The organism is Myroides odoratimimus, assembly GCF_004337635.1.
Taxonomy (GTDB): Bacteria; Bacteroidota; Bacteroidia; order Flavobacteriales; family Flavobacteriaceae; genus Flavobacterium; species Flavobacterium odoratimimum.
Map to the genome: position 1 here is coordinate 1,728,739 of NZ_CP037427.1, position 21,616 is coordinate 1,750,354.

At 34.0% G+C, this 21,616-nt stretch carries 20 protein-coding genes; 15 read left to right on the forward strand and 5 right to left on the reverse strand.

Features of this window, described 5'->3' with window-relative positions:
- Positions 1 to 518 precede the first annotated feature (518 nt).
- The 11 genes from cyoE to tsaB all read left to right on the forward strand — a co-directional run bounded on the left by cyoE (position 519) and on the right by tsaB (position 9,034).
- Positions 519 to 1,433, forward strand: a complete 915-nt coding sequence (cyoE, locus tag E0Z07_RS07920) for a heme o synthase (protein WP_006257349.1) — start codon at positions 519 to 521, stop codon at positions 1,431 to 1,433.
- 6 nt (positions 1,434 to 1,439) lie between these two features.
- A complete protein-coding gene (locus E0Z07_RS07925) occupies positions 1,440 to 2,021 on the forward strand; it encodes a cytochrome c oxidase subunit 3 (RefSeq protein ID WP_006257348.1) in 582 nt (193 codons plus the stop codon).
- A gap of 44 nt (positions 2,022 to 2,065) precedes the next feature.
- On the forward strand, positions 2,066 to 3,046 hold the full coding sequence (locus E0Z07_RS07930; protein WP_006257347.1) for a cytochrome c oxidase subunit 3: 981 nt from the start codon (positions 2,066 to 2,068) through the stop codon (positions 3,044 to 3,046).
- An 18-nt stretch (positions 3,047 to 3,064) separates the two neighbouring features.
- A complete protein-coding gene (locus E0Z07_RS07935; RefSeq protein ID WP_006257346.1) occupies positions 3,065 to 3,421 on the forward strand; it encodes a cytochrome C oxidase subunit IV family protein in 357 nt (118 codons plus the stop codon).
- Between the two features lie 116 nt (positions 3,422 to 3,537).
- On the forward strand, positions 3,538 to 4,158 hold the full coding sequence (locus E0Z07_RS07940; protein ID WP_131541083.1) for a hypothetical protein: 621 nt from the start codon (positions 3,538 to 3,540) through the stop codon (positions 4,156 to 4,158).
- Position 4,159: 1 nt separating this feature from the next.
- On the forward strand, positions 4,160 to 4,783 hold the full coding sequence (locus tag E0Z07_RS07945) for an SCO family protein (RefSeq protein ID WP_006266309.1): 624 nt from the start codon (positions 4,160 to 4,162) through the stop codon (positions 4,781 to 4,783).
- A gap of 10 nt (positions 4,784 to 4,793) precedes the next feature.
- On the forward strand, positions 4,794 to 5,333 hold the full coding sequence (locus E0Z07_RS07950; RefSeq protein WP_131540551.1) for a DUF420 domain-containing protein: 540 nt from the start codon (positions 4,794 to 4,796) through the stop codon (positions 5,331 to 5,333).
- 12 nt (positions 5,334 to 5,345) lie between these two features.
- Positions 5,346 to 5,579 (forward strand): hypothetical protein, encoded by a 234-nt coding sequence (locus tag E0Z07_RS07955; RefSeq protein WP_006257342.1) that lies wholly within the window; start codon positions 5,346 to 5,348, stop codon positions 5,577 to 5,579.
- Between the two features lie 86 nt (positions 5,580 to 5,665).
- Positions 5,666 to 7,105, forward strand: coding sequence for a TolC family protein (locus tag E0Z07_RS07960; protein WP_025125381.1), 1,440 nt, complete (start codon positions 5,666 to 5,668; stop codon positions 7,103 to 7,105).
- 4 nt (positions 7,106 to 7,109) lie between these two features.
- Positions 7,110 to 8,360 (forward strand): efflux RND transporter periplasmic adaptor subunit, encoded by a 1,251-nt coding sequence (locus tag E0Z07_RS07965; protein WP_006266314.1) that lies wholly within the window; start codon positions 7,110 to 7,112, stop codon positions 8,358 to 8,360.
- Positions 8,361 to 8,362: 2 nt separating this feature from the next.
- Positions 8,363 to 9,034 (forward strand): tRNA (adenosine(37)-N6)-threonylcarbamoyltransferase complex dimerization subunit type 1 TsaB, encoded by a 672-nt coding sequence (gene tsaB / locus E0Z07_RS07970; RefSeq protein WP_006257339.1) that lies wholly within the window; start codon positions 8,363 to 8,365, stop codon positions 9,032 to 9,034.
- Between the two features lie 64 nt (positions 9,035 to 9,098).
- On the opposite strand, the gene E0Z07_RS07975 is transcribed toward tsaB, so the two are convergent.
- Both E0Z07_RS07975 and E0Z07_RS07980 read right to left on the reverse strand, forming a co-directional pair.
- On the reverse strand, positions 9,099 to 9,866 hold the full coding sequence (locus E0Z07_RS07975; protein ID WP_131540552.1) for a mechanosensitive ion channel family protein: 768 nt from the start codon (positions 9,864 to 9,866) through the stop codon (positions 9,099 to 9,101).
- 3 nt (positions 9,867 to 9,869) lie between these two features.
- Entirely contained in the window at positions 9,870 to 11,873 is a 2,004-nt protein-coding gene (locus tag E0Z07_RS07980) for a thioredoxin domain-containing protein (protein WP_131540553.1), read from the reverse strand.
- Positions 11,874 to 12,025: 152 nt separating this feature from the next.
- Here E0Z07_RS07980 and E0Z07_RS07985 point away from each other — a divergent pair, with 152 nt between their 5' ends.
- Positions 12,026 to 14,305 carry an inorganic phosphate transporter gene (locus E0Z07_RS07985; RefSeq protein ID WP_131540554.1) on the forward strand — a complete coding sequence of 760 codons (2,280 nt, stop codon included), beginning with the start codon at positions 12,026 to 12,028 and terminating at the stop codon, positions 14,303 to 14,305.
- A 174-nt stretch (positions 14,306 to 14,479) separates the two neighbouring features.
- On the opposite strand, the gene E0Z07_RS07990 is transcribed toward E0Z07_RS07985, so the two are convergent.
- Positions 14,480 to 15,379, reverse strand: coding sequence for a NifU family protein (locus E0Z07_RS07990; RefSeq protein ID WP_006257335.1), 900 nt, complete (start codon positions 15,377 to 15,379; stop codon positions 14,480 to 14,482).
- Between the two features lie 114 nt (positions 15,380 to 15,493).
- On the opposite strand from E0Z07_RS07990, the gene E0Z07_RS07995 reads away from it, so the two are divergent.
- The 3 genes from E0Z07_RS07995 to E0Z07_RS08005 are packed head-to-tail and all read left to right on the forward strand — an operon-like array spanning position 15,494 to position 19,689.
- The gene (locus tag E0Z07_RS07995) at positions 15,494 to 18,118 is read left to right on the forward strand and encodes a T9SS type B sorting domain-containing protein (RefSeq protein ID WP_225581559.1); all 2,625 of its coding nucleotides are present in this window, start codon (positions 15,494 to 15,496) and stop codon (positions 18,116 to 18,118) included.
- Between the two features lie 7 nt (positions 18,119 to 18,125).
- A complete protein-coding gene (locus E0Z07_RS08000; protein WP_006257333.1) occupies positions 18,126 to 19,130 on the forward strand; it encodes a PorP/SprF family type IX secretion system membrane protein in 1,005 nt (334 codons plus the stop codon).
- A 49-nt stretch (positions 19,131 to 19,179) separates the two neighbouring features.
- Positions 19,180 to 19,689, forward strand: coding sequence for a gamma carbonic anhydrase family protein (locus E0Z07_RS08005; protein ID WP_006257332.1), 510 nt, complete (start codon positions 19,180 to 19,182; stop codon positions 19,687 to 19,689).
- A 411-nt stretch (positions 19,690 to 20,100) separates the two neighbouring features.
- Here the strand turns inward: E0Z07_RS08005 and E0Z07_RS08010 are convergent, their stop codons facing one another.
- Both E0Z07_RS08010 and E0Z07_RS08015 read right to left on the reverse strand, forming a co-directional pair.
- Positions 20,101 to 20,871 carry an alpha/beta fold hydrolase gene (locus E0Z07_RS08010; RefSeq protein WP_006262815.1) on the reverse strand — a complete coding sequence of 257 codons (771 nt, stop codon included), beginning with the start codon at positions 20,869 to 20,871 and terminating at the stop codon, positions 20,101 to 20,103.
- On the reverse strand, positions 20,871 to 21,584 hold the full coding sequence (locus E0Z07_RS08015) for a pyridoxine 5'-phosphate synthase (protein WP_006262816.1): 714 nt from the start codon (positions 21,582 to 21,584) through the stop codon (positions 20,871 to 20,873). Before E0Z07_RS08015 ends, E0Z07_RS08010 begins: the two co-directional genes overlap by 1 nt.
- Positions 21,585 to 21,616 lie beyond the last annotated feature (32 nt).

A 21,616-nucleotide genomic window follows, 5' to 3' on the forward strand; every position in this document is an offset into this window, starting at 1 on the left:
TGTTGGTGTGAATAGCATTGTATGTTTTATAAATAGGTGTTTTGTTAATAGGATTACTTTGATAGGATGGTTGCATTCTATTTTATTGTGATTGACTAATTATAAAGAAATATTGAGTTTTTATTTCTAAGTCAGAAATGAGATAACATAATTGTGTTTTATGTTTAAGACGATTATCCTTGTGTTTCTATATTTTAGTGTTGAAGTTTAGAAAAAAAGGAGGATAAGAGTTGTATAATTTTGGTTGTGAATTGCATTAAATTGACTTAGTAGCTATTGGTATAAGTGTAAGAATTGTTAAAAAACATATTTAATTCGTTTTGATAGTCATAGCAATCTTAGTTGTTTGTGATTATCATCAATGTTTCTTTTGTGAAAGTGCTGATTTATTTGAATGTTTTTTTTTTAGAACACTAAAGACTGAGGATATTTAAAAAAAGGTTATATTAAAGGCTGTCACGTTTGTTTTTAGGTATTGTTTTAAAAATTGAACTATATTTGCACATCATTAAAAACAAATGAAAACAGCTTTGAATTTATCGTCTGAAAAAAATACGTCAACTTCTGTGTTGACGGAGTTTAAAGAAATGACTAAAATGGGGTTGGCACTCAGCGTAGTTTTTTCTACCATAGCTGGTTACTTTTTAGCTATACCCGATTTAGGAAGTATTGACATTCTTACAGTACTAGCTCTTGCTATAGGAGGATACTGTATGGTAGGTGCTTCTAATGTATTTAATCAAATTATAGAGAGAGAGCTAGATGCGAAGATGACTCGTACTATGAATCGTCCTATCGCGTCTGGAAGAGTTAAGCCTAGTGCAGCTTTTATTTTAGCTTGTACGCTTACAGTATTAGGTATCGCTATCCTTTATGTAGTGAATCCTAAGACGGCTATGTTCGGTGCTATCTCTATCTTTTTGTACACGAGTGTATATACACCGTTAAAGACTATTACCCCTCTATCAGTTTTCGTAGGAGCTTTCCCAGGTGCTATTCCTTTCATGTTAGGATGGGTAGCGGCTACTAATAACTTTGGTATAGAGGCAGGAACATTATTTATTATTCAGTTTTTCTGGCAGTTTCCACACTTCTGGGCTATAGGATGGTTCTTATACGATGACTATAAAAAAGGAGGGTTCTCTATGTTACCAACAGGAGAGAAGGATTCTAAGACTGCAACACAGATTATCTTATACACGATTTGGTTAATCATTGCATCTGTATTCCCTGCATTTGGAGTTACAGGTAGATTATACCTAACACCTGTATCAGCTGTACTAGTGTTATTAGCAGGATTATGGATGTTATGGGCAGGAATAAAACTGTATAAGAAAAGAACAGATAAGGCAGCACGTTCACTGATGTTAGTGAGTGTGACGTATATTTCGCTAATACAGATAATCTATATACTTGATAAAATTTTAAGATAACAATAAATGGATATAACAGCTCAAGAACAATACGAAAGAAAAGGAAAGGCATTAAAGGTGATGATGCTTTTCGGTATAGGTAGTATTATGATGGTCTTCGCTGGTCTAACGAGTGCTTATGTAGTAAGTAAGTCACGTCCAGACTGGTTAGCAGAGTTTCAATTGCCAAATTCTTTTTTATATAGTACATTAGCAATCGCAATAAGTAGCGTTACTATGCACTTAGCATATAAGGCTATAAAACAAAATGATCGCAATAAAACAACTACTTATCTAGTTTCTACTTTGATATTAGGATTGTTATTCGTTTTTTTGCAGTTCAAAGGCTTTAATGAGGTAATATCTATGGGATATTTCTTCACTGGGAGTGAGAGTACGATTACGACATCATTTTTATATGTGATCGTAATAGTGCACATCGCTCACTTAGCTGGAGGGGTTTTATCACTATTGTATGTAATTTATAATCATTTTAAACAAAAGTATAATTCACAGCAATATATTGGAATTGAATTGTGTGCATGGTTTTGGCACTTTTTGGATTTATTGTGGATTTATTTGTTTTTATTTTTTACATTCTTTAAATAAAAAAAATAAACTAAATTTGAAAACTTTATAACTAACAACATTTTATGGGAGCGACAGTTACTACAGCAGCTACTAAAGAAACTACTTGGGGTGGAGGAAATGAGCCTCTTAAAGTAAGCTATGGTAAAATGATGATGTGGTATTTCATATTATCAGATTCATTAACTTTTTGTGGATTCCTTGTAGGATACGGGTTTACTCGTTACAAATTCATGGATACTTGGCCGATTGCGGACGAAGTATTTAATCACTTTCCATTTTTACACGGTGTAGATGCGCCGATGTTCTATGTGGCATTGATGACTTTTATTTTAATTTTCTCTTCAGTTACTATGGTATTAGCTGTAGATGCTGGACATCAAATGAAAAAGAATAAAGTAGCAGTGTACATGTTCTTAACGATCATAGGAGGTTTAGTATTCTTAGGATCACAAGCATGGGAGTGGAAAAACTTTATTAACGGAACTTACGGAGCAGTAGAGACTCGTGGAGGATCTATCTTACAGTTCGTAGGAGAAGATGGTAAACAGATTGCATTAGGTGATTTTGCAAAAGTAGATCCAAACAGAGATGAGGCTACTTTAACAAGAGCTAAAGCTACTTGGTTTGTAAAAGGAGAGAATGCACCTACATATTCTTTAGCAGAAGTAAAAGCAGGTTTTGAAGCTAATCCTAACGTAAGAATTAGAACTCAATTAACTACAGATGCTAAGCACAAAGAAATTTTAACTAGAGAGCAATCAGTTAAACGTTTAGAAGATGCTGTATTAGTAGTAGAAGGAGCTAACTTAATCCGCAATGAGTACGGACATAAAGTATTCGCAGATTTCTTCTTCTTCATTACTGGATTCCACGGATTCCACGTATTTACAGGGATTTTAATTAATGTAGTAATTTTCTTCAACGTATTATTAGGAACTTACCAAAGAAGAGGTTCTTACGAAATGGTTGAAAAAGGAGGATTATACTGGCACTTTGTGGATTTAGTATGGGTGTTTGTATTTACATTCTTCTATTTAGTTTAATTTTAAAAATAAAGTAAAATGGCAGCAGAAGGAGCACATCATTCAAATACAAAGAGAATATGGACAGTATTCGTAATCATGTCTGTAGTTACTCTAGTAGAGGTTATCTTAGGTATTATTAAACCTGAATCTCTACACCACGTACATATTTTTGGATTAAGTTTATTGAACTATATCTTCATTATCTTAACGATTGTTAAGGCATACTACATTATGTGGGCATTTATGCACTTAGAACAAGAGAAATCAGCATTCAGATGGTCTGTAGCAGGAGTTCTTACTTTCTTATGTGTTTATTTAATCACTTTAGTGTTGACAGAAGGTAATTACATCTTTGATGTATTCCAAAACTCACAATATAAGTGGATATTTTAATAACATATTATTATATATTTTAAAGGCGGTTTATTGACCGCCTTTTTTTATTTTTGTTAGTTAGTCAACATTGTGTAAAAATGAAAAAATATTTAATTCTAACGTTGCTGTTTGTGATGCCTATTTGTGCATACTTATTCTTTGCAACAGGTGTTAATCAATTTAAGCGTTTGCCTATAATTACTGAAGGTGTTCAGGATTTTCCAAAGGGAACTTCGTCCTTGGACAAGATGCCTTCTTTAGACGGTAAGATTACTGTATTAGGTTTTCCAGGAGCGCATTTGTTCCGCGATAGAGGAGATGCCTTTAATTTAAATCAGAAGATATATAAACGATATAAAGATTTTGAAGATTTTCAGTTAGTGATGGTATTGCCTTATGGAAGTGAGGAAGCCGCTCAGAAGGTAGTAGATGAGTTGAGCCCGATATCTGATATGTCTAATTGGAATTATCTATTCTTAAAACCAGAGGAGATACAAGAGTTCTTTAATTCATTGGGTCTGGTTGGTAAGTTAGATAGTGATTTAGCGAGTAGCAATGTCTATCTAGTGGATAAAGACCGAAATGTACGTGGGCGTAAAGGAGAGAATAAAATTGGGAATTATGAGTATAAAGAAGGATATTCAACAATATCAGCAGCAGAGTTAAATAATGATATGATGGATGATGTAAAAGTGCTTTTAGCTGAGTATCGATTAGCATTAAAAAAATATAAACGAATTAATACAAACGAATAATATGAAAGACAAGTCGTATATCTGGATCTCACTTATTATTTTAATATTTGGAATTTGGGCTGTGCCTAAGATTATTAAAAAGTTTGAGAAAGCTGATTTAGAAATTATAGGTACTGCACCTAAGTTCGAATTAGTGGATCACAATAATAAAACGATTACAAATGACAATTATAAAGGTAAAGTATATTTAGTAGAGTTCTTCTTTGCTAACTGTCCTACTATCTGTCCTATTATGAATGCGAATATGTTGAAAATACAAGATACATTCTATGGAAAATTAGATTTTGGTATTGCTTCCATTACGATAGACCCTACTCGTGATACTGTAGAGGCTCTACATGCTCATGCAGAAGGATTAGGAGTGAAGAATCCATATTGGCATATGATGACGGGAGATGCTAAGTATATTTATGATTTAGCGAAGAAGTTTAATTTATACACAGGAGTTAATCCTGATGCACCAGGTGGTTTTGAACATTCAGGTTTATTTGCCCTGATAGATAAGGAAGGGAATATCCGCTCACGTAAAGATGAGCATGGTAATCCTGTAGTTTATTACGATGGAACAAGTGATGAAGGTGTTGCTTGGTTAAAGGAGGATATAAAAGCATTATTAGAAGAATAATATTATTAAAATGGAAAACAATATTGAACAAAAGTACAATAAGTGGATATGGATACTTTCTATTGTAATACCTGTGGTAGTAGCTATCCTATTTGGAGTTAATCTACAGAAATTAGGATATGATGTAAAACCGTTATCATTTTTACCTCCAATCTACGCTACTATTAATGGACTTACAGCCGTATTATTAGTATGGGCAGTAATGGCTATTAAAAAAGGAAATAAGCAATTACACGAGCGTTTAATCAAATTGTGTATTGCATGTTCAGTAGCTTTTTTAGCGATGTATGTGGCTTATCACATGACTTCTATTGAGACGAAGTTTGGAGGAGAGGGAATTATACGTCCTATCTATTTCTTTATTTTGATTACCCATATTTTATTGTCTATTATCATTATTCCTTTTGTTTTGTTCACGTTTGTACGTGGTATTTCTGGATCTTATGCTAGACATAAAAAGTTAGCTCGTATTACTTACCCTATGTGGTTGTATGTAGCTGTGACAGGAGTTATCGTTTACTTGATGATTTCGCCTTATTATATTAACTAATACAATTAAGTAATGATGAAAAAGTTAGTTTGGGGTCTACTGTTTTCTGTATTTTTCTTTTCGGGTGAGGCATTTGCTCAGTGTGCGATGTGTCGAGCTACATTAGAGACAGAAGACGGAGGAGTGAAAGCAGAAGCTGTAAACGACGGAATAGTGTACCTAATGATATTTCCGTATTTGCTTGTTGCTTTTGCTATGTATTTTAGTTATAGAGTATATAAAAACAAAAAAAGTACAAAATCATAACAGAAAACCGCTAATAGTAGCGGTTTTTTTTATTACTTTATACTTGAGTTATAATTAATTATTAATTTCAGAAGAGTATATCGAATATGGTTAATCGCTACTTTCTAAAAGGTACTTGTATAGTACTGGGTTTATATTGTTCTTTTGTGAAAGGACAAGAACGTACTCTATGGTCATTAGAGAAGTGTATTGACTATGCAATAGAGAATAATATTCGTATTAAGCAGTATGAGTTAGATGAACAAAGCGCAGAGATTAATAAGGATATCGCGATAGGCAGCTTCATGCCTAATGTCAATTTAACCGGAAGTCATTCATGGACTATCGCAGATCAGCCAGATCAGTTAACAGGTATGGTAGATAGTAAGACTATTCAAGCGACAAATTTAGGTCTGGGTATGAAAGTAGATTTATACGGAGGACTGAAGAAACAGAATATGTTGGTCAAGGCTAGATTATCACATCTAGCTTCTCAGTATAAGTTGCAAAAGATGAAGGAGGATATTGCGTTGAATGTGATTAATTCTTATTTGCAGATTTTGTTTAATAAAGAATTGGTAAAGACGAATCAAACGCAATTAGAATATGACAAGAGTCAGCAGGAGCGTACGCAAGAGTTAGTGAATGAAGGTGTTGTACCAGCAGGTGATTTGTTAGAAGCCAAAGCGACTGTGGCTATAGATACACAGCGATTAATTATTTCACAGAATGAACTAGTGATGGCTCGTTTAAACTTAGCTCAATTGCTTCAAATCAAGTCCTATGAATCTTTTGATATTGTAGATACGGACTATGAAGTGTCAGAGTCAAGTATGCTTAGCTATAGCCCTCAAGATATTACTAATAGAGCTACTGAAGTATTGACAGATATCAAAACAGCAGAAACGAATGTGCTGATGGCAGAAAAAGATGTAAGTATAGCTAAGTCTGCTTATAGCCCTACTCTACAAGCATTTTATAATCTAGGTACGAATATGAATTACCAAGATCGATTAGTAGGAAATCGCTTATTAGAATCTACTTCTGAAGTAGGGTATGTAGAAGGATCTAATCAGCGTGTATTGCGACAGAATAGTATGGCTGTATACGGTGGGCCTAATTCTTTTTTCAATCAGTTTAGTGATAACTTTAATTCGAATTTTGGTTTAAGTCTAACGATACCTATTTTTAATGGTTTCTCTACTCGAAATAGTATCAAATTAAAAAAACTTACGCTACAACAGATAGAGAATGAAAGAGAGGTAATTGCACTGAATTTAGAGCAGCTCGTGTTTAAGGCTTATACAGATACGGAGAGTGCTTATCAGAAGTATGAGGCTAGTAATGCAAGTCTTGAAGCAAGGAAGCTGTCTCTAGAGTACTCAAAGGAGCGTTATTCTGTTGGCTTAATTAATATCTTTGAATTAAATCAAAATCAGACTTTATTTGTGACGGCACAGTCAGATTTATTAAAGTCTAAATATGAATACATTTTTAAAACCAAGATACTAGAGTATTATTTTGGTATCCCACTTTTTAAACATTAGAGAGATGAAGAAAAAATACATCATAGTAGTTGGTATCCTTATAGTGGCTGTCTTACTTATTGGAAAGTTTGTTTTCGGTAAAGAAGAAGATCGTACTAAAGTAGAAACGATAGAATTAGAAAAGACGAATATTATCGAGACAGTATCAGGTACAGGAAAGATACAACCCGAAATAGAGATTAAAATATCTTCAGAAGTATCTGGAGAAATCATAAATTTGCCAATCAAAGAAGGACAGGTCGTTAATAAGGGAGATCTATTAGTCGTAATTAATCCAGACTTATATACTTCTGCTATGGAGAGAGTAGAGGCGATGTTAGCGACGAGTAAAGCTGGATTATCACAGGCTGAAGCTCAGTTAAAAGAGGCTAAATCTAATTATGATCGAAATAGTAGATTGTATGACAAGGGAGTGATTTCGCGTTCTGAATGGGATCTAGTAGTGCGAACGTATGAAGTGGCTAAAGCAGCTCAATCTTCTGCTTATTATAATGTAGAGAGTTCTAGGGCTGCACTAGCAGAGTCAAAAGCTAATCTTCTTCGAACGACGATATACGCACCAGCTTATGGTACGATTTCTAGAGTGAATGTAGAGTTAGGAGAGCGAGTGTTAGGTACCCAACAGATGGCAGGTACGGAGATTTTAAGAGTGGCTAACCTTAGTGGAATGGAGGTAGAAGTCGATATTAATGAAAATGATATCGTAAAAGTGAAATTAGGGGATGAGACAAGAATCAGTGTCGATGCATATCTAAAAAAAGAGTTTAGAGGTGTAGTTACTAGTATTTCTAATTCTGCTTCTAATCAGACAGTATCAGCTGATCAGGTAACGACTTTTAAAGTAAAGATTAAAATCTTAGCAGAATCATACCAAGACTTGGTAAAAAAGGATATTGAGAATTACTCTCCATTTAGACCAGGTATGACTGCAGCTGTAGATATTATTACTGATGTTAAGAATGATATTTATGCGGTACCTATTAGTGCTGTGGTAATGAAAACACCTACTGATACTGTTATGAATAAAACAGAAGGAAAGAAGATATTCGATAAAGAGCTTATGAGAGAAGCTATATTCGTTAATGATGGCGGTACAGCAAAGCTTAAATTTGTGAAAACTGGAATAAAAGACGACTCGAATATTCAAATAATAGAAGGGCTTCATGCTGAGGATGTGATTATTACAGGACCATATTCGACTGTAAGTAGAATCCTTCAACATGGAGATAAAGTAGAAGTAGAAAGTAAAAAATAATAATGATAACGATTTTATCTATTGAGACAGCTACTAAGAACTGTTCTGTCTCATTATCAGTGACTGGAGAAGTAATAGCGTGTAAGGAGATAGCAGAAGAGAATTTCTCTCATGCTGAGAAGCTACACGTTTTTGTAGAAGAAATATTAAAAGAGAATAACAAGACTTTAAAAGATCTTTCGGCTATAGCGATTAGTCAAGGACCAGGATCCTATACAGGCTTGCGCATAGGAGTATCTTCAGTGAAGGGGCTTTGTTATGGATTGTCGATTCCTTTAATAGCATTAGACACTTTAGAGATATTAGCAAGACAGGTGGAGGTGACAGAAGGACTGATCGTACCAATGCTAGATGCTAGACGTATGGAAGTGTTCTCCGCAGTCTTTGATAAAGAGTATAATAAATTAAGTGAAATAGAGGCAATCGTTATTGATGAAAACTCTTTTAATCAATATAAAGGAACAAAATTACATCTGATAGGGGATGGAGCAATGAAGTGTAAGGAAACATTAGGTACGGAAGGTTTTATGTACTATCCTGAGATTACATATCCTTCTGCAAGTGAAATGGGAGTGATGGCTTATGATAAGTATGTGAAAGAAGAGTTTGTGGATGTGGCTTACTTTGAGCCTTTCTATCTTAAAGACTTTGTTCTCATTCAAAAGAAGAAATAAATAATAATAAATAAGGGCTGCTAATCTATAAATTAGCAGCCCTTATTTATTGAATAATTATCTATTATAGCGCATCACTAATTTCTCTCGCTTTTAAGAGTACATAAGATGTAGCAACGGTAAAGTTATCATTCTCTACCCATATCTGTACGGTGTACGTAATCTTAGTATCTAATAACTCTCTGATTAATATTCTAGGTCTTGGTTGTGAAAGTACTTTGTCATAGGAATCTAGCTCCTCTTGTAGTTTTTCTATAAAGACTGTTGTGTTTTTAAGTAGAGTTGTTTGCACTGCTATTTCAGCTCTTCTAAGGTTGTTCTGTGTAATATTTTTAATCTTACCATTAGATAGTACTCCGTTAGGGATATACACTATATTGTTCTGATAAGTTAGTACCTGAGTGGAGAAGATATGTATGGCTAGTACTTTACCTGTTTCTCCCTGTGCCTCTATAATATCTCCTATTCTAAATGGTTTAAATAGAATAATTAATACACCTCCAGCGAAGTTACTCAATGATCCTTGTAATGAAAGACCAATGGCTAAACTCATCGCACCAATAATCGCTACGAATGAACTAGTTTGTATACCAAGCTTTGAGGCGATGATAACAAATAAGAGTATTCGCATTCCCCAGATTAATACATCTAGAATAAAGCTAGAGAAAGTAGGGTCTATATTCTTTTTTAAGAATATTCTTTTTGCTAATCTCTGTAAGAAGCGAATAACCCATAGACCTATACCTAAGATAATAAGTGAAGTCACTATCTCAGGTATATAGGTAATAATATCTTCAATATATCTAGATAATAAAGTATCTAATTTTCGCATATTTTATAAAGTATAATTATCTATCTGTGTATGATCTGTATCAGGTGCTAAACATGCTCTTTCTATACAAATATAATGTAAAGTTTCTTCTGTAGGAGTATATTTAGCTAAGTAAGGTACAGTTGATGGTGAGGATACTGAGAATACAGAAGCTCTCGTTATTATGTTTTCTCTTCTCGATAGGTTATGTTGTAGAGCATCTGCACCCACCCATGTTAATTCAAGAGGTTGCTCTAAATATAGTTGTAGCAATAGCCAATGTGAGTATGCTGAAGGATAATCAACAGTAGATAGTACAGTATTCATCATATTAATTGTGAGATCACTGTAGTAACTATTCTCGTATAGCAAACCGAGTTTGTATAAATTTATAGCCATAATCGCGTTAGAAGAAGGGATAACATTATCCTCTGTTTCTATCGCTGGTGTAATAGTATCTTCTTGGTTATGCTTGCTAAAATAAAAGAACTTGCTCTCGTGATCTAAGAAGTGGTCTAAAGAGTAGTCCATAAGATTTTTGGCTTCTGTGATGTATTGTTGTTCTTCTGTGTGTTCAAATAGATAAATTAATCCTTGTATATAAAAGGCATAATCGTCTAAGAAAGCTTCTATCTTGGCATTTCCATCTTTATACGTACGCAATAGTCCACGCTCTTCACACCATAGGTTATTGTGGATGAATAGGTGTAATGCTTTAGCTTGTTCTAGATAAGCTGTGTTTTGAGTAGCCGTGTATGCATCTAATAATCCTGTGATGTACATAGCATTCCACGAAGTGAGTGTTTTGTCATCTAGGCGTGGCTTAGGTCTATTCGCTCTATACTGTCTTAGAGCTGTTTCCCATTGCTTTTTTTTATTTTCTAAGTCTTCAAGAGGGATATTATTCTCGTTAGCGATATCTATTAATTCACGGGTTTGGATTAATACATATTGGTTGTTCTCCCAATGTCCAAAAGAATTGATATTAAATACAGTACTGAATAAAGGGAAATCTTGTTGGACTAATTCTTTTAATTCTTCTATTGTCCAAATATAGAAAGCACCTTCTTCCAGCTGGTTGTGACTGTCTAAACTGTCTGCATCTAGTGCTGAATAATATCCTCCTTCACCATTAGCCCAATTGTTAGTAATAAAATTAATTGTCTTGTCAATAACTTCTTTGTAGAGTTTATTGTGAGTACGTTTATATCCATCTGCATATACAGATAACAGTTGTGCATTGTCATAAAGCATTTTTTCGAAGTGAGGAATATGCCATTTATGATCGACAGAATATCTAGAGAAACCACCTTCTACTGTATCAAATAGACCTCCCCATGCCATTCTAGTTAACGTAAGGTCTATGTATTCTAATAGTTGTTGATCTCGGTGTAATACTCCTTTTTTCTGTAAGTATAGTAAGTTAGTAGGCATCATGAACTTTGGCGCTCGTGTATACCCTCCATATTCCCAATCAAAACTCTTTTTCCAATTCTCTAATACAAGGTCTGTATTGAATCTAGATTCCTCTTGTGCTATAGGTGCTTGACTTAGAATAGATATTCCTTCTTGTAGTTGTGTTGCGAAATCTAGTACAGTATCGCGTTTTTCTTTGTACAGGTGATGTAACTGTGATAAAGAATCTATCCAATTTTGTCTTTTAAAATAAGTTCCTCCCCATATTGGTCTACCATCAGGCAAACAAACTACATTTAAAGGCCATCCTCCTTGTTTTGTCATAATTTGGATTGCTTTCATATAGAAGTTATCTAGATGAGGAAGCTCTTCACGATCAACCTTGATAGAGATAAAATGTTGATTCATAATATCTGCTACCTCTTGGTTCTCAAAACTTTCTTTTTCCATAACATGACACCAGTGACAAGTAGAGTATCCTATGCTGATAATAATAAGTTTGTCTTCCTGCTCAGCTAGTGTTAAAGTTTCCTTATTCCATGCTTTCCAATAAATAGGGTTATTGGCATGTTGTAATAAATAAGGGCTTGATTCTAAGTGTAATAAATTCATGATGAGATTATGATATTGTTGTTGCTTAACAAAAGTAGTCAAATGTATTTTAACTATAAAAAGAAGCTGAAGGATTAATAACGTTAAGTTAACATAGGTATGAATTATTATAATCAATTTTGCGGCACACTTAATTTAAATAGAATTTATAAATGGAACAGATTTTTATTGTAATGCTTATAGCCCTTGGGGTATTAGCTATTATCGATTTAACTGTTGGAGTAAGTAACGATGCGGTGAACTTCTTGAATTCAGCATTGGGTTCAAAAGCGGTTACTTTTAAGACAATTATGATTGTAGCTTCACTAGGTATTCTAGTAGGAGCGATATTTTCAGGAGGGATGATGGAGATAGCCCGAAGTGGTATATTCGTCCCTAGTATGTTCTCCTTTAATGATGTGATGGTCATCTTCCTCGCAGTGATGATTACTGATGTACTACTTCTGGATGTGTTTAACTCTTTAGGGTTGCCAACATCTACTACAGTATCTATTGTTTTTGAACTATTAGGTTCTGCTGTATGTCTTGCTGTAATCAAAATCGTATCTAATAATGATAGCTGGTCTATGTTGCCAGATTATATCAATACAGAGAAGGCCACCGAGATTGTAGTCAGTATCTTACTGTCAGTGATACTTTCTTTTACGTTAGGTACTTTAGTACAATACGTTTCTAGGTTAATCTTTACCTTCCAAGTGGAACAAAAGTTAAAATACTTCGGAGCGATATTCGGAGGAGTAGCTATTACTGCTATTACTTTCTTTATCTTGGTAAAAGGATTAAAAGGTGCAAGTTTTATTACAAAAGAAACTAGTAACTGGATTGGAGATAATCAGTTAACTATTATAGGGATTAGTTTAGTGTTTTGGACTATATTCTCTCAATTACTGATGAGTATCTTTAAGTTAAATATACTTAGAGTAATTATCGTTATCGGAACATTTGCATTAGCATTGGCTTTTGCAGGTAATGACTTAGTGAACTTTATAGGTGTGCCTATTGCCGCATTCCAGTCATTTGAATTCTTTATGGCATCAGGTCAGTCTCCAGATACTTATATGATGAATAAGTTAGCGGAAGAGAGTGTAGTAGCTCCTTTCTATTTCTTAGCTATCGCAGGTATTATCATGGTGTATACTTTATGGACATCGAAGAAAGCGAAGAATGTAATCGAGACAGAGATGAGCTTAGCAAGACAAGATACAGGGAGTACTGAGGAGAAATTTTCACCTAATATTCTGTCTAAAGTTATTGTAAGAGGTATGGTGTTAATCGGTATGGGAGTGAATTACTTCTTACCAAAATCACTACAGCTTAAAATGGATAAGCGCTTTGAGATTCCTAAGAAACCAAAGAGTAAGACTCCAAAAGACGAACCAGCATTCGATATGGTACGTGCTTCAGTAAACCTTATTGTGGCGAGTATCTTGATCTCTATTGGTACTTCTATGAAATTACCACTATCAACTACTTATGTGACTTTCATGGTGGCGATGGGTACATCATTTGCGGATAGAGCATGGGATAGAGACTCAGCAGTGTATCGTGTAGCAGGGGTGTTTAATGTGATAGGTGGTTGGTTCGTAACTGCTATTGTAGCATTTATCGCTTCTTTTGTAATCGCTTATGTATTAAAAATAGGAGAAATCTATGCTTTAGTAGGGATGTTAATTCTAGTGGGAATTTTATTATACAGAAGTAATAAAATGTATAATAAGAAGACAAAAGAAAAAGCAGATAATGAGGCAAAGTTAGATAGTGTTGATATTATGACTATCCAAGGGGTAGCTTCAGAAAGTTCTTCTCAAATCGCTAATGTGATTACAAGAGCGAATGAATTATATACTTCGGTGATAGATGGTGTGGCTCTACAAGAATTGACAGAATTAAAGAAAAGTAGAAAGCAGCTTAAGAAGCTAGAGAAAGAAGTGGATAACTTACGTGGTAATGTGTACTTCTTTATTAAAAATCTAGATGAAACTTCTGTAGAAGCTAGTAAATTCTATGTATTGACACTGGGATATCTACAAGATATGATTAAGTCTATCAATTTTATTGCTCAGAATAGTTATACGCATATTGACAATAACCATAAGAAACTGAAGTTTAATCAAATTAGAGATTTAAAACTAATAGATAAAAAGCTTCAAGTATTATTCGATAAAGTAATCATATTATTTACAGAAGAAAAATTCTCTGAGATAGAAGAAATCCTACAGGAAAAAGATGATTTAATCGCTACTGTAGATAAGTTAATCCAGAAACAAATCATTCGTATACGTACGACAGAGACAAGTCCTAAAAATAGTAAGTTATACTTCTCTATTTTATTTGAGACTGATGATCTAATCAAGTCTACAATTGGATTGTTAGAATTGTTTCGAGATTTCGAAATTGATGTTAAGAGGAAGTCATTCAAAAGAATGAGCTAATCTATATTTAATTTAAGTGAAGAAATGAGGTTGCCTAGGCAACCTCATTTTGTTTTTATGATATTTAGGAGTGTAATGAAGTAGATTTCTGATTTTCTACCTTCTACTTAGATAATAAAGCACAAAAAAGGTAGCATTTATAATGCTACCTTTTTCTTTATATCTAGTTGTTTACTATCCGTTATAAGCTTCTACAATGATTTTCTCATCGTTAAGCATATGTCTTAGCATTCCTTCTATACCATTCTTTAAAGTGAATGTAGAAGAAGGACATCCGCTACATGCTCCTTGTAAAAGTACATGTACAATATTAGACTCCTGGTCATATTTTTGGAAAGCGATATTACCACCATCAGCTTGTACAGCAGGTTTTACGTTTTCTTCAAGGATATTAATGATGCGTTGAGACTTTTCATCTAAAGAGTCAAAGTGTTCGTCAGCTGCCGCCTCAATTGCTTTAACATCATGAATAAGCGATTCGTCTACTGCTAGATTACCATTTTCTAAGAACTCTTTGATAAAGGCACGAGTAACCTGTACTAATTGATCCCATTCGAAAGAGTCATATTTAGAAATAGAAACATAGTTCTCATCAATGAATACTTCTTTAACGAAAGATTGTTTAAAAAGCTCTTTAGCAAGAGGAGAAGCACTAGCTTCATCTATATTTTTAAACTCTACACCTTTTTTTGTTAATAATTTATTGGCAACGAATTTAATTACTGAAGGATTTGGTGTTGATTCAGCGTAAATAGTAATTGGTTGCTTTTTTATTTCTTTTTTAGAATCTATTAAGATTTTCTTACCTTTAGCCAAGAATAGTTCTATCTGATCTGCAACGGTTTCTTTTACATCATCCCACTCGACAATTGAAAATTTTTCGATGGCGATAAAATTATTTGAGATATAAACCGTTTTAACAAAAGGAAGATAGAATAATTCCTTCGCTAAAGGTGATTCTGCAGTCTCATCAATATTTTTGAACTCGTGGTTTTCCCCCTTAGCTATAAAATCTGGTAAAACAAATTTTATAATTGTTGGGTTTGACGTATTTTGAATTTGTATTTTTGACATGTTAATTTAGTTTTTTTCAAAATTAGCAAAGAAAAATGCTAAGCGTCACGAAGATAAGATTTTTAAACAATTAATTAACATTAGTAAGCACTAACAATTTAATATAGCGATAAAATGGGCAAAAGAATGTGGCTTTCATTATTTGTATTTTCAGGAGTTCTGTCAGTAGGAGCTGTAGCTGGAGGTATAAACCCTTTTGAATATCTAGTTAATAGAGAGATAGTTGAGGTATATAATGACCAAGATGAGCCAAAACCTGAGGTGAAAGTTGGGAAACCTCATGATATAGAACAGGCTCTTCCAAAGAATAGCACATCAGGGAATTTTAGAGTATTCTTAGGTGAGGCAATAAAAAACAAAACAACTGGATTAGTTGTAGATGCTGAAGGAAATGCTATTGTTCCTGAAGGATATATCTATAGTTTTCACAACACTCAAGATGAAGCTAATCGCAATACTAATAAGCAAAAAGAAATCCTTTATGTAGATAAGTTTAATCCTACTACAGCACCATTGACTAGGTTTCTTAGAGTGCAATCTGTAGTAGATGCTACTAAAGTAACGGTTAGCCCATTTTTAATTAAAGTGAAGCCAGAAGAAGGAGCTACATTAAATGATAGAGTTACAGGACGTCCTGATCAGTATCAAAATGCTGATAAAGAAGGTAATGCTACATTTGTTTTGTTAGAGGATAAAAACCAGTTGTACTACGGAAATTCTAATACAGAGCTTTTCAAAGTAGATGGTACTAGTAAAACTAAGCTAACAGATGCTGAGATTAATAAGTTTACTACAAATAAGAACCAATTAATTGAAGCGAAGATCGTTCTTGATGGAGAGACTGCTACACGTCAGTTCACACTTTTTGTAGAGAAGTTAAAGGTGAGTGGCGTTAACCCAGTATTAGAATCTGTAGAAACAAGAAAAGACGATACAAATAGATATGGTAATTACGACTTGAAAAAGACAATACCTGCTTTATTAGGCACTGGTGAAAATCCAGACTATTATACGATTACTTTTCACAAGACTGCTTATGATGCTCAGAGAAATGAGAATCCAATAGATATTTCTAAACCTTATGAGGGAGCGCATGGGACAGATGCTACTGCACGCATTTCTTATAAGTTGGCTAAATCAGCTAATCCTCTTGTATCAACAAGTCAGAAAGTAGTGTTTAAAGTAATAGATAAACCAATTATTCCTCCTCTTCAGAATGTTTCTTATTGTGATAGTAAGATTGCTTCATACAGTTTGACTATAGATGGTCAAACAAAAGTAATAGCTGATGGGCGTACCATAGCTACAGATGAAGAACAAGCAGCAGAAGGATTTGATCCTAAGGGAAAATATTCTATAGGATATTTTAATTCAGAGGAAGACGCAATCGCGAATACAAATAAAATAGTAGGAGTAGAGATAACAGTGAAGTTAAATGAGACTCGCAAGATATGGGCTCGTTTAACGAATTTAGAAGATAAGAATTTCAATACTGCTTTTTTCTACGCTTCTTTAGGATATGATAATTTAAAGACAGCAGAAGTGTCAACTCAAGTTTTTCATTACTGTCAAGTAGAAAATAATACAGGAGAATCTACTGTGAATTTAAGAAGATATGAGGGGACTGTAATGGGGAAAACTTCTATTACAAATACACCAAACTTAAATCCTACAGATAAAATAACAACTGTATATTATGAAAATGAAAAGGATGCAGAAGCTGATGTAAACCGTATGCCTGAGAGTAAAGTAACGGCTTACCCTATTAAGATGGGAGAAGTAAAAGGACCGATTTATACTAGAGTGATCATGACGGAAGGTTTCGATTGTAAGGCGGATAATTACTCTTCTTTTAAAGTTTCTCTTGGGGTAGAATTAGCTATAGATTATTTCCCTAAAGAAAGCACTCAACAACTTTGTATTAATACAGAGACGAATGAAATAGCTCCTGTCGTATTAAGTGTGGAGAATAAGGATGTAAAAGGTAGACCTATTGTTATAACATGGCAATATGAAGTAAGTCGAGAGAATGGGTGGATAGTGTATAATACAGTACCTGGAAGTGGGAACCAGACTTCGATTAAGATAGATAAATCTGGTAATTATAGAGCAATAGCAAGCTATGCTACTTCTCCTTATCCTGGAGTACAGTCTTGTTCAACAGAGACGATAGTATGGACAGTAAAAGCACCACCAGTAGCGGTAGTGGAAGGAGTAGATGCAACAGGAATGCTGAACAGTATGGAGATTGATGAAAAAGGAGAGACGATGGTGCGCTTAGGTGTATTAGATGGAGGAACAAGTCCTATTACAGATGGTTATGATTTTGCTATTGATAATAGTGCATTCCAACCTTCAAGTCAGTTTTATAATATACCAATCGGAGAACATATTGCTTATGCAAGAAATAGAGTAACAGGATGTTCTACATCAGTTAAATTCTCAGTGTTTGGTTATCCTAAGTATTTTACTCCTAATGGAGATGGATATAATGATACATGGAATATACCAGGTCTAAAAGGACACAATGAGGCTCGTATTTATATCTATGATCGTTCAGGTAGATTGTTAAAACAGTTAAGCCCACATACAGAGGGATGGGATGGAACATGGAATGGAAAACCGATGCCGTCTACAGATTATTGGTTCACTGTGGAGTTTGTAAATGATTTTAAAGCTCCGAATGATATGAATGGACGTAAGGTAAGTTATAAAGGACACTTTTCTTTAAAAAGATAATTAAGTTATGAATATAATAAAGAAGCGCTATTTAGCTATAGCATTATTGATTTCTCAAATTGGTTTTGCACAAGAAGGACTAACGGTAAATTCTGAATATTTAGCAGATAACTATTATCTTTTACATCCTGCTATGGCAGGTATTAAGAATAGTACGAATGTTAGATTGACTGTAAGACAGCAGTGGAGTGGTGTAGATGACGCTCCTCGTCTTATGACGATGAATGCTAGTACTCGTCTAACTGATCAATCAGCTATCGGAATTATCGGATTCAATGATAAGAATGGTTATCACTCACAGACTGGTTTTAAAGCGACGTATGCTCACCATATTACCTTTAGTGAATCACGTTATGATTTAAACCAATTGTCATTTGGATTGAGTGCAGGTTTTGCTCAGACGAAGTTAGATGAGAGTGAGTTTGGAGGATTTGACCCTAATGTAGCAGGAGGATTAGAATTAAAAGATTCTTATTTTTCAGTTGATTTTGGTGCAGCTTATCACTATCAGAATTTCTTCTCTATGTTTACAGTGAAGAATGCGGTAACGAGTTCTAGTAAATTATACTCGGATACAGAGAGCAATAACTTTAGAAAATATATTTTAGGTGCAGGGTATGCATTTGGAAATACGAGATATGGAACAGGTTGGATCTATGAGCCATCTATATTAGCTCAGTATACTGAAGAGCGTGAGGATTTTGCACTAGATGTTAATATGAAGGTTTATAGACAGTTTGATTTTGGTAAGATTTGGGCTGGAGCGTCTTTTAGATCTAACTTTAATGGAACAGATTATTTCGAGAATGGGAAGTCTAAAACACAACGTTATCAGTATATCTCTCCAATGCTAGGAGGAAACTATAAGAATGTTAGTTTTGCATACTCTTATACTAAACTAATGGGAGATCTTACTTTCGGTGATGGTGCTTTCCATCAGTTTACAGTAGGGTTTAATATATTTCCTAAACGTACAAGTTTAGAGTGTAATTGTCCAACTGCAAAAGATTAAATAATAAAAAAATCCCGATATTTATCGGGATTTTTTATTGCTATATATTATGATTATAAAAGAAATAAGAGGAAAATATCCTCAAATACCTGAGGACTGCTATGTGGCAGAGAATGCAACTATAGTAGGTGATGTTACATTCGGAGAGAAGTGTAGTGTATGGTTCAATGCTGTCATTCGCGGTGATGTGAATTCTATTACGATAGGCGATAAGGTGAATATACAAGATGGGGCTATTGTCCATTGTACCTACTTAAAGCATCCGACTGTGATCGGTAATAATGTTTCTATAGGGCATAATGCTATGGTGCATGGATGTACAATACATGATAATGTATTAATTGGTATGGGAGCTATTGTAATGGATAATTGTGTTGTACACAGCAATACAATAATTGCTGCTGGCGCTGTTGTCACTCAGAATACGGTAGTAGAGGCAGGTTCTATATATGCTGGTATGCCTGCTAAAAAGGTAAAAGATATAAGTGCGTCAGACTTTGGGGGTGAGGTAGAGCGTATAGCAGATAATTATGTGATGTATTCTAGTTGGTACAAATGATTAATTAAGAATTAAGAATTTGTACAATTAATATACAAGCTAGAGGTACTATAAATAATTGTTGGGAGTATAAATACGAGAAAGTAGTTGTTATAAAAAAATAAGTAGTATATTACAGTATATTAACTAAATAGTACTGTTTATGAAAAGAGAATATTCTAGATTTGAAATTTTTTGTTATCTATTTTGTGTGCTAACGATATTTACTTTCTTTGTTTATCATGTGTCTTATTCAATAGGTAAATTTGTAGCGTTTAATTTATAATTATATACTCTATGTTTACAAAAAGTATTATAGATTATAAGTCATGTAATGAAGAACCAATGCGTTTTAGAACTATATTTTATATATAAATAAAGGTCTAATGCTTTATAAGTATTAGACCTTTATTATAAATGATATTTTTGTGTTTATCCTAGGAACTCTTTAACGATATCGAAGAACATTTGTGGGTTCTCTGCATGTAACCAATGTCCTGTATTTGGAATCGTTTTAATGATTGCATTAGGGAAGTGTTCTTGGATAAGAACTTCATCCTTTTCTTGAATGTACTTAGAGTTTCCCCCTCTAATGAATAACGTGTCTCCTGTGTATTCAGCACCTTCTTCTACACCTTCACCTACTACATCTTCATTTTGATTAAAAGCATTCAGATTGAATCTGAAACCTAGTTGTCCTGGTTCTACCCAGTATAAACTTTTTAATAAGAATAGTCGTGTACCGATTTCGGGAATATGAGAAGCGATGATTTCTTCTACTTCTTTTCGACTTGGTTTAGTAGAAAAGTCAACAGCATTAAGCGCTGCTAATATATCCTGATGATGTGGGGCGTAGCTGCGTGGTGAAATATCTGCTACAATTAGTTTTTCTACTTTAGCGGGGTAACGAGTGGCTAACTTCATTGCTACTTTTCCTCCCATAGAGTGTCCTAATATGATAGCATCACATATAGCGTGATAATCCATATAACGAACGATATCCTCTACCATAAAGTCATAAGACCAATCGTCAGAATGAAAACTACGACCATGATTTCTAAGATCTAATAGGTGTACTTCGTAACCTATTTCGGCCATTTGTTTACCAAAAGTATTCCAGTTGTCAGACATTCCCATATATCCATGCATAACAATTAAAGGGATACCTTCGCCTTCTATTTTAGAGTATAATATATCTGCCATTATTGTAATTTTCTGATGTACATATTTACTACATTTTCTAATCCTAGGTAAAGAGATTCAGATATTAAGGCATGACCTATAGAAACCTCTAGTAGGTTAGGAATATTGTTTTTAAAGAATTCAATGTTGTCAAGACTTAAATCGTGTCCTGCATTAATTCCTAATCCAAGTTGGTTTGCTAATTCAGCAGCTTGAGTATAAGGTATGATAGCGTTTTCATTTCCTTTTGCATATTCAGCAGCAAAGTTTTCAGTATATAACTCAATGCGGTCAGCACCTACAACTTTAGCACCTTCTACCATTTCTAATACTGGATCTACGAAAATAGAAGTACGAATATTACGTGATTTACACTCTTGAATTACTTCTTGTAAGAATGCTTTGTGTTTAATGGTATCCCATCCAGCATTAGAAGTAAGTGCATCTACAGCATCGGGAACTAATGTTACTTGGGTAGGTTTGCACTCATATACTAAGTTTAAGAAGTTATCCATAGGATTACCTTCTATATTATATTCAGTGTAGACTACGTCTACTAAATCACGTGCATCTTGATAACGAATATGTCTTTCGTCAGGTCTAGGGTGTATAGTTACTCCTTGAGCTCCGAATTTTTGTACATCTTTGGCTACTTGCAATAAATTAGGAACATCTCCTCCTCTTGAGTTTCTTAGAGTAGCAATTTTGTTGATATTAACAGATAGCTTAGTCATAAAATTAAGTTTTAAAGACAAAAATACAAACT

Bases quoted from the DNA above. Each gene is read 5' to 3' on its own strand.
- cyoE (WP_006257349.1), top strand. From the start codon at position 519: ATGAAAACAGCTTTGAATTTATCGTCTGAAAAAAATACGTCAACTTCT.
- E0Z07_RS07925 (WP_006257348.1), top strand. From the start codon at position 1,440: ATGGATATAACAGCTCAAGAACAATACGAAAGAAAAGGAAAGGCATTA.
- E0Z07_RS07930 (WP_006257347.1), top strand. From the start codon at position 2,066: ATGGGAGCGACAGTTACTACAGCAGCTACTAAAGAAACTACTTGGGGT.
- E0Z07_RS07935 (WP_006257346.1), top strand. From the start codon at position 3,065: ATGGCAGCAGAAGGAGCACATCATTCAAATACAAAGAGAATATGGACA.
- E0Z07_RS07940 (WP_131541083.1), top strand. From the start codon at position 3,538: ATGCCTATTTGTGCATACTTATTCTTTGCAACAGGTGTTAATCAATTT.
- E0Z07_RS07945 (WP_006266309.1), top strand. From the start codon at position 4,160: ATGAAAGACAAGTCGTATATCTGGATCTCACTTATTATTTTAATATTT.
- E0Z07_RS07950 (WP_131540551.1), top strand. From the start codon at position 4,794: ATGGAAAACAATATTGAACAAAAGTACAATAAGTGGATATGGATACTT.
- E0Z07_RS07955 (WP_006257342.1), top strand. From the start codon at position 5,346: ATGATGAAAAAGTTAGTTTGGGGTCTACTGTTTTCTGTATTTTTCTTT.
- E0Z07_RS07960 (WP_025125381.1), top strand. From the start codon at position 5,666: ATGGTTAATCGCTACTTTCTAAAAGGTACTTGTATAGTACTGGGTTTA.
- E0Z07_RS07965 (WP_006266314.1), top strand. From the start codon at position 7,110: ATGAAGAAAAAATACATCATAGTAGTTGGTATCCTTATAGTGGCTGTC.
- tsaB (WP_006257339.1), top strand. From the start codon at position 8,363: ATGATAACGATTTTATCTATTGAGACAGCTACTAAGAACTGTTCTGTC.
- E0Z07_RS07975 (WP_131540552.1), bottom strand. From the start codon at position 9,866: ATGCGAAAATTAGATACTTTATTATCTAGATATATTGAAGATATTATT.
- E0Z07_RS07980 (WP_131540553.1), bottom strand. From the start codon at position 11,873: ATGAATTTATTACACTTAGAATCAAGCCCTTATTTATTACAACATGCC.
- E0Z07_RS07985 (WP_131540554.1), top strand. From the start codon at position 12,026: ATGGAACAGATTTTTATTGTAATGCTTATAGCCCTTGGGGTATTAGCT.
- E0Z07_RS07990 (WP_006257335.1), bottom strand. From the start codon at position 15,379: ATGTCAAAAATACAAATTCAAAATACGTCAAACCCAACAATTATAAAA.
- E0Z07_RS07995 (WP_225581559.1), top strand. From the start codon at position 15,494: ATGGGCAAAAGAATGTGGCTTTCATTATTTGTATTTTCAGGAGTTCTG.
- E0Z07_RS08000 (WP_006257333.1), top strand. From the start codon at position 18,126: ATGAATATAATAAAGAAGCGCTATTTAGCTATAGCATTATTGATTTCT.
- E0Z07_RS08005 (WP_006257332.1), top strand. From the start codon at position 19,180: ATGATTATAAAAGAAATAAGAGGAAAATATCCTCAAATACCTGAGGAC.
- E0Z07_RS08010 (WP_006262815.1), bottom strand. From the start codon at position 20,871: ATGGCAGATATATTATACTCTAAAATAGAAGGCGAAGGTATCCCTTTA.
- E0Z07_RS08015 (WP_006262816.1), bottom strand. From the start codon at position 21,584: ATGACTAAGCTATCTGTTAATATCAACAAAATTGCTACTCTAAGAAAC.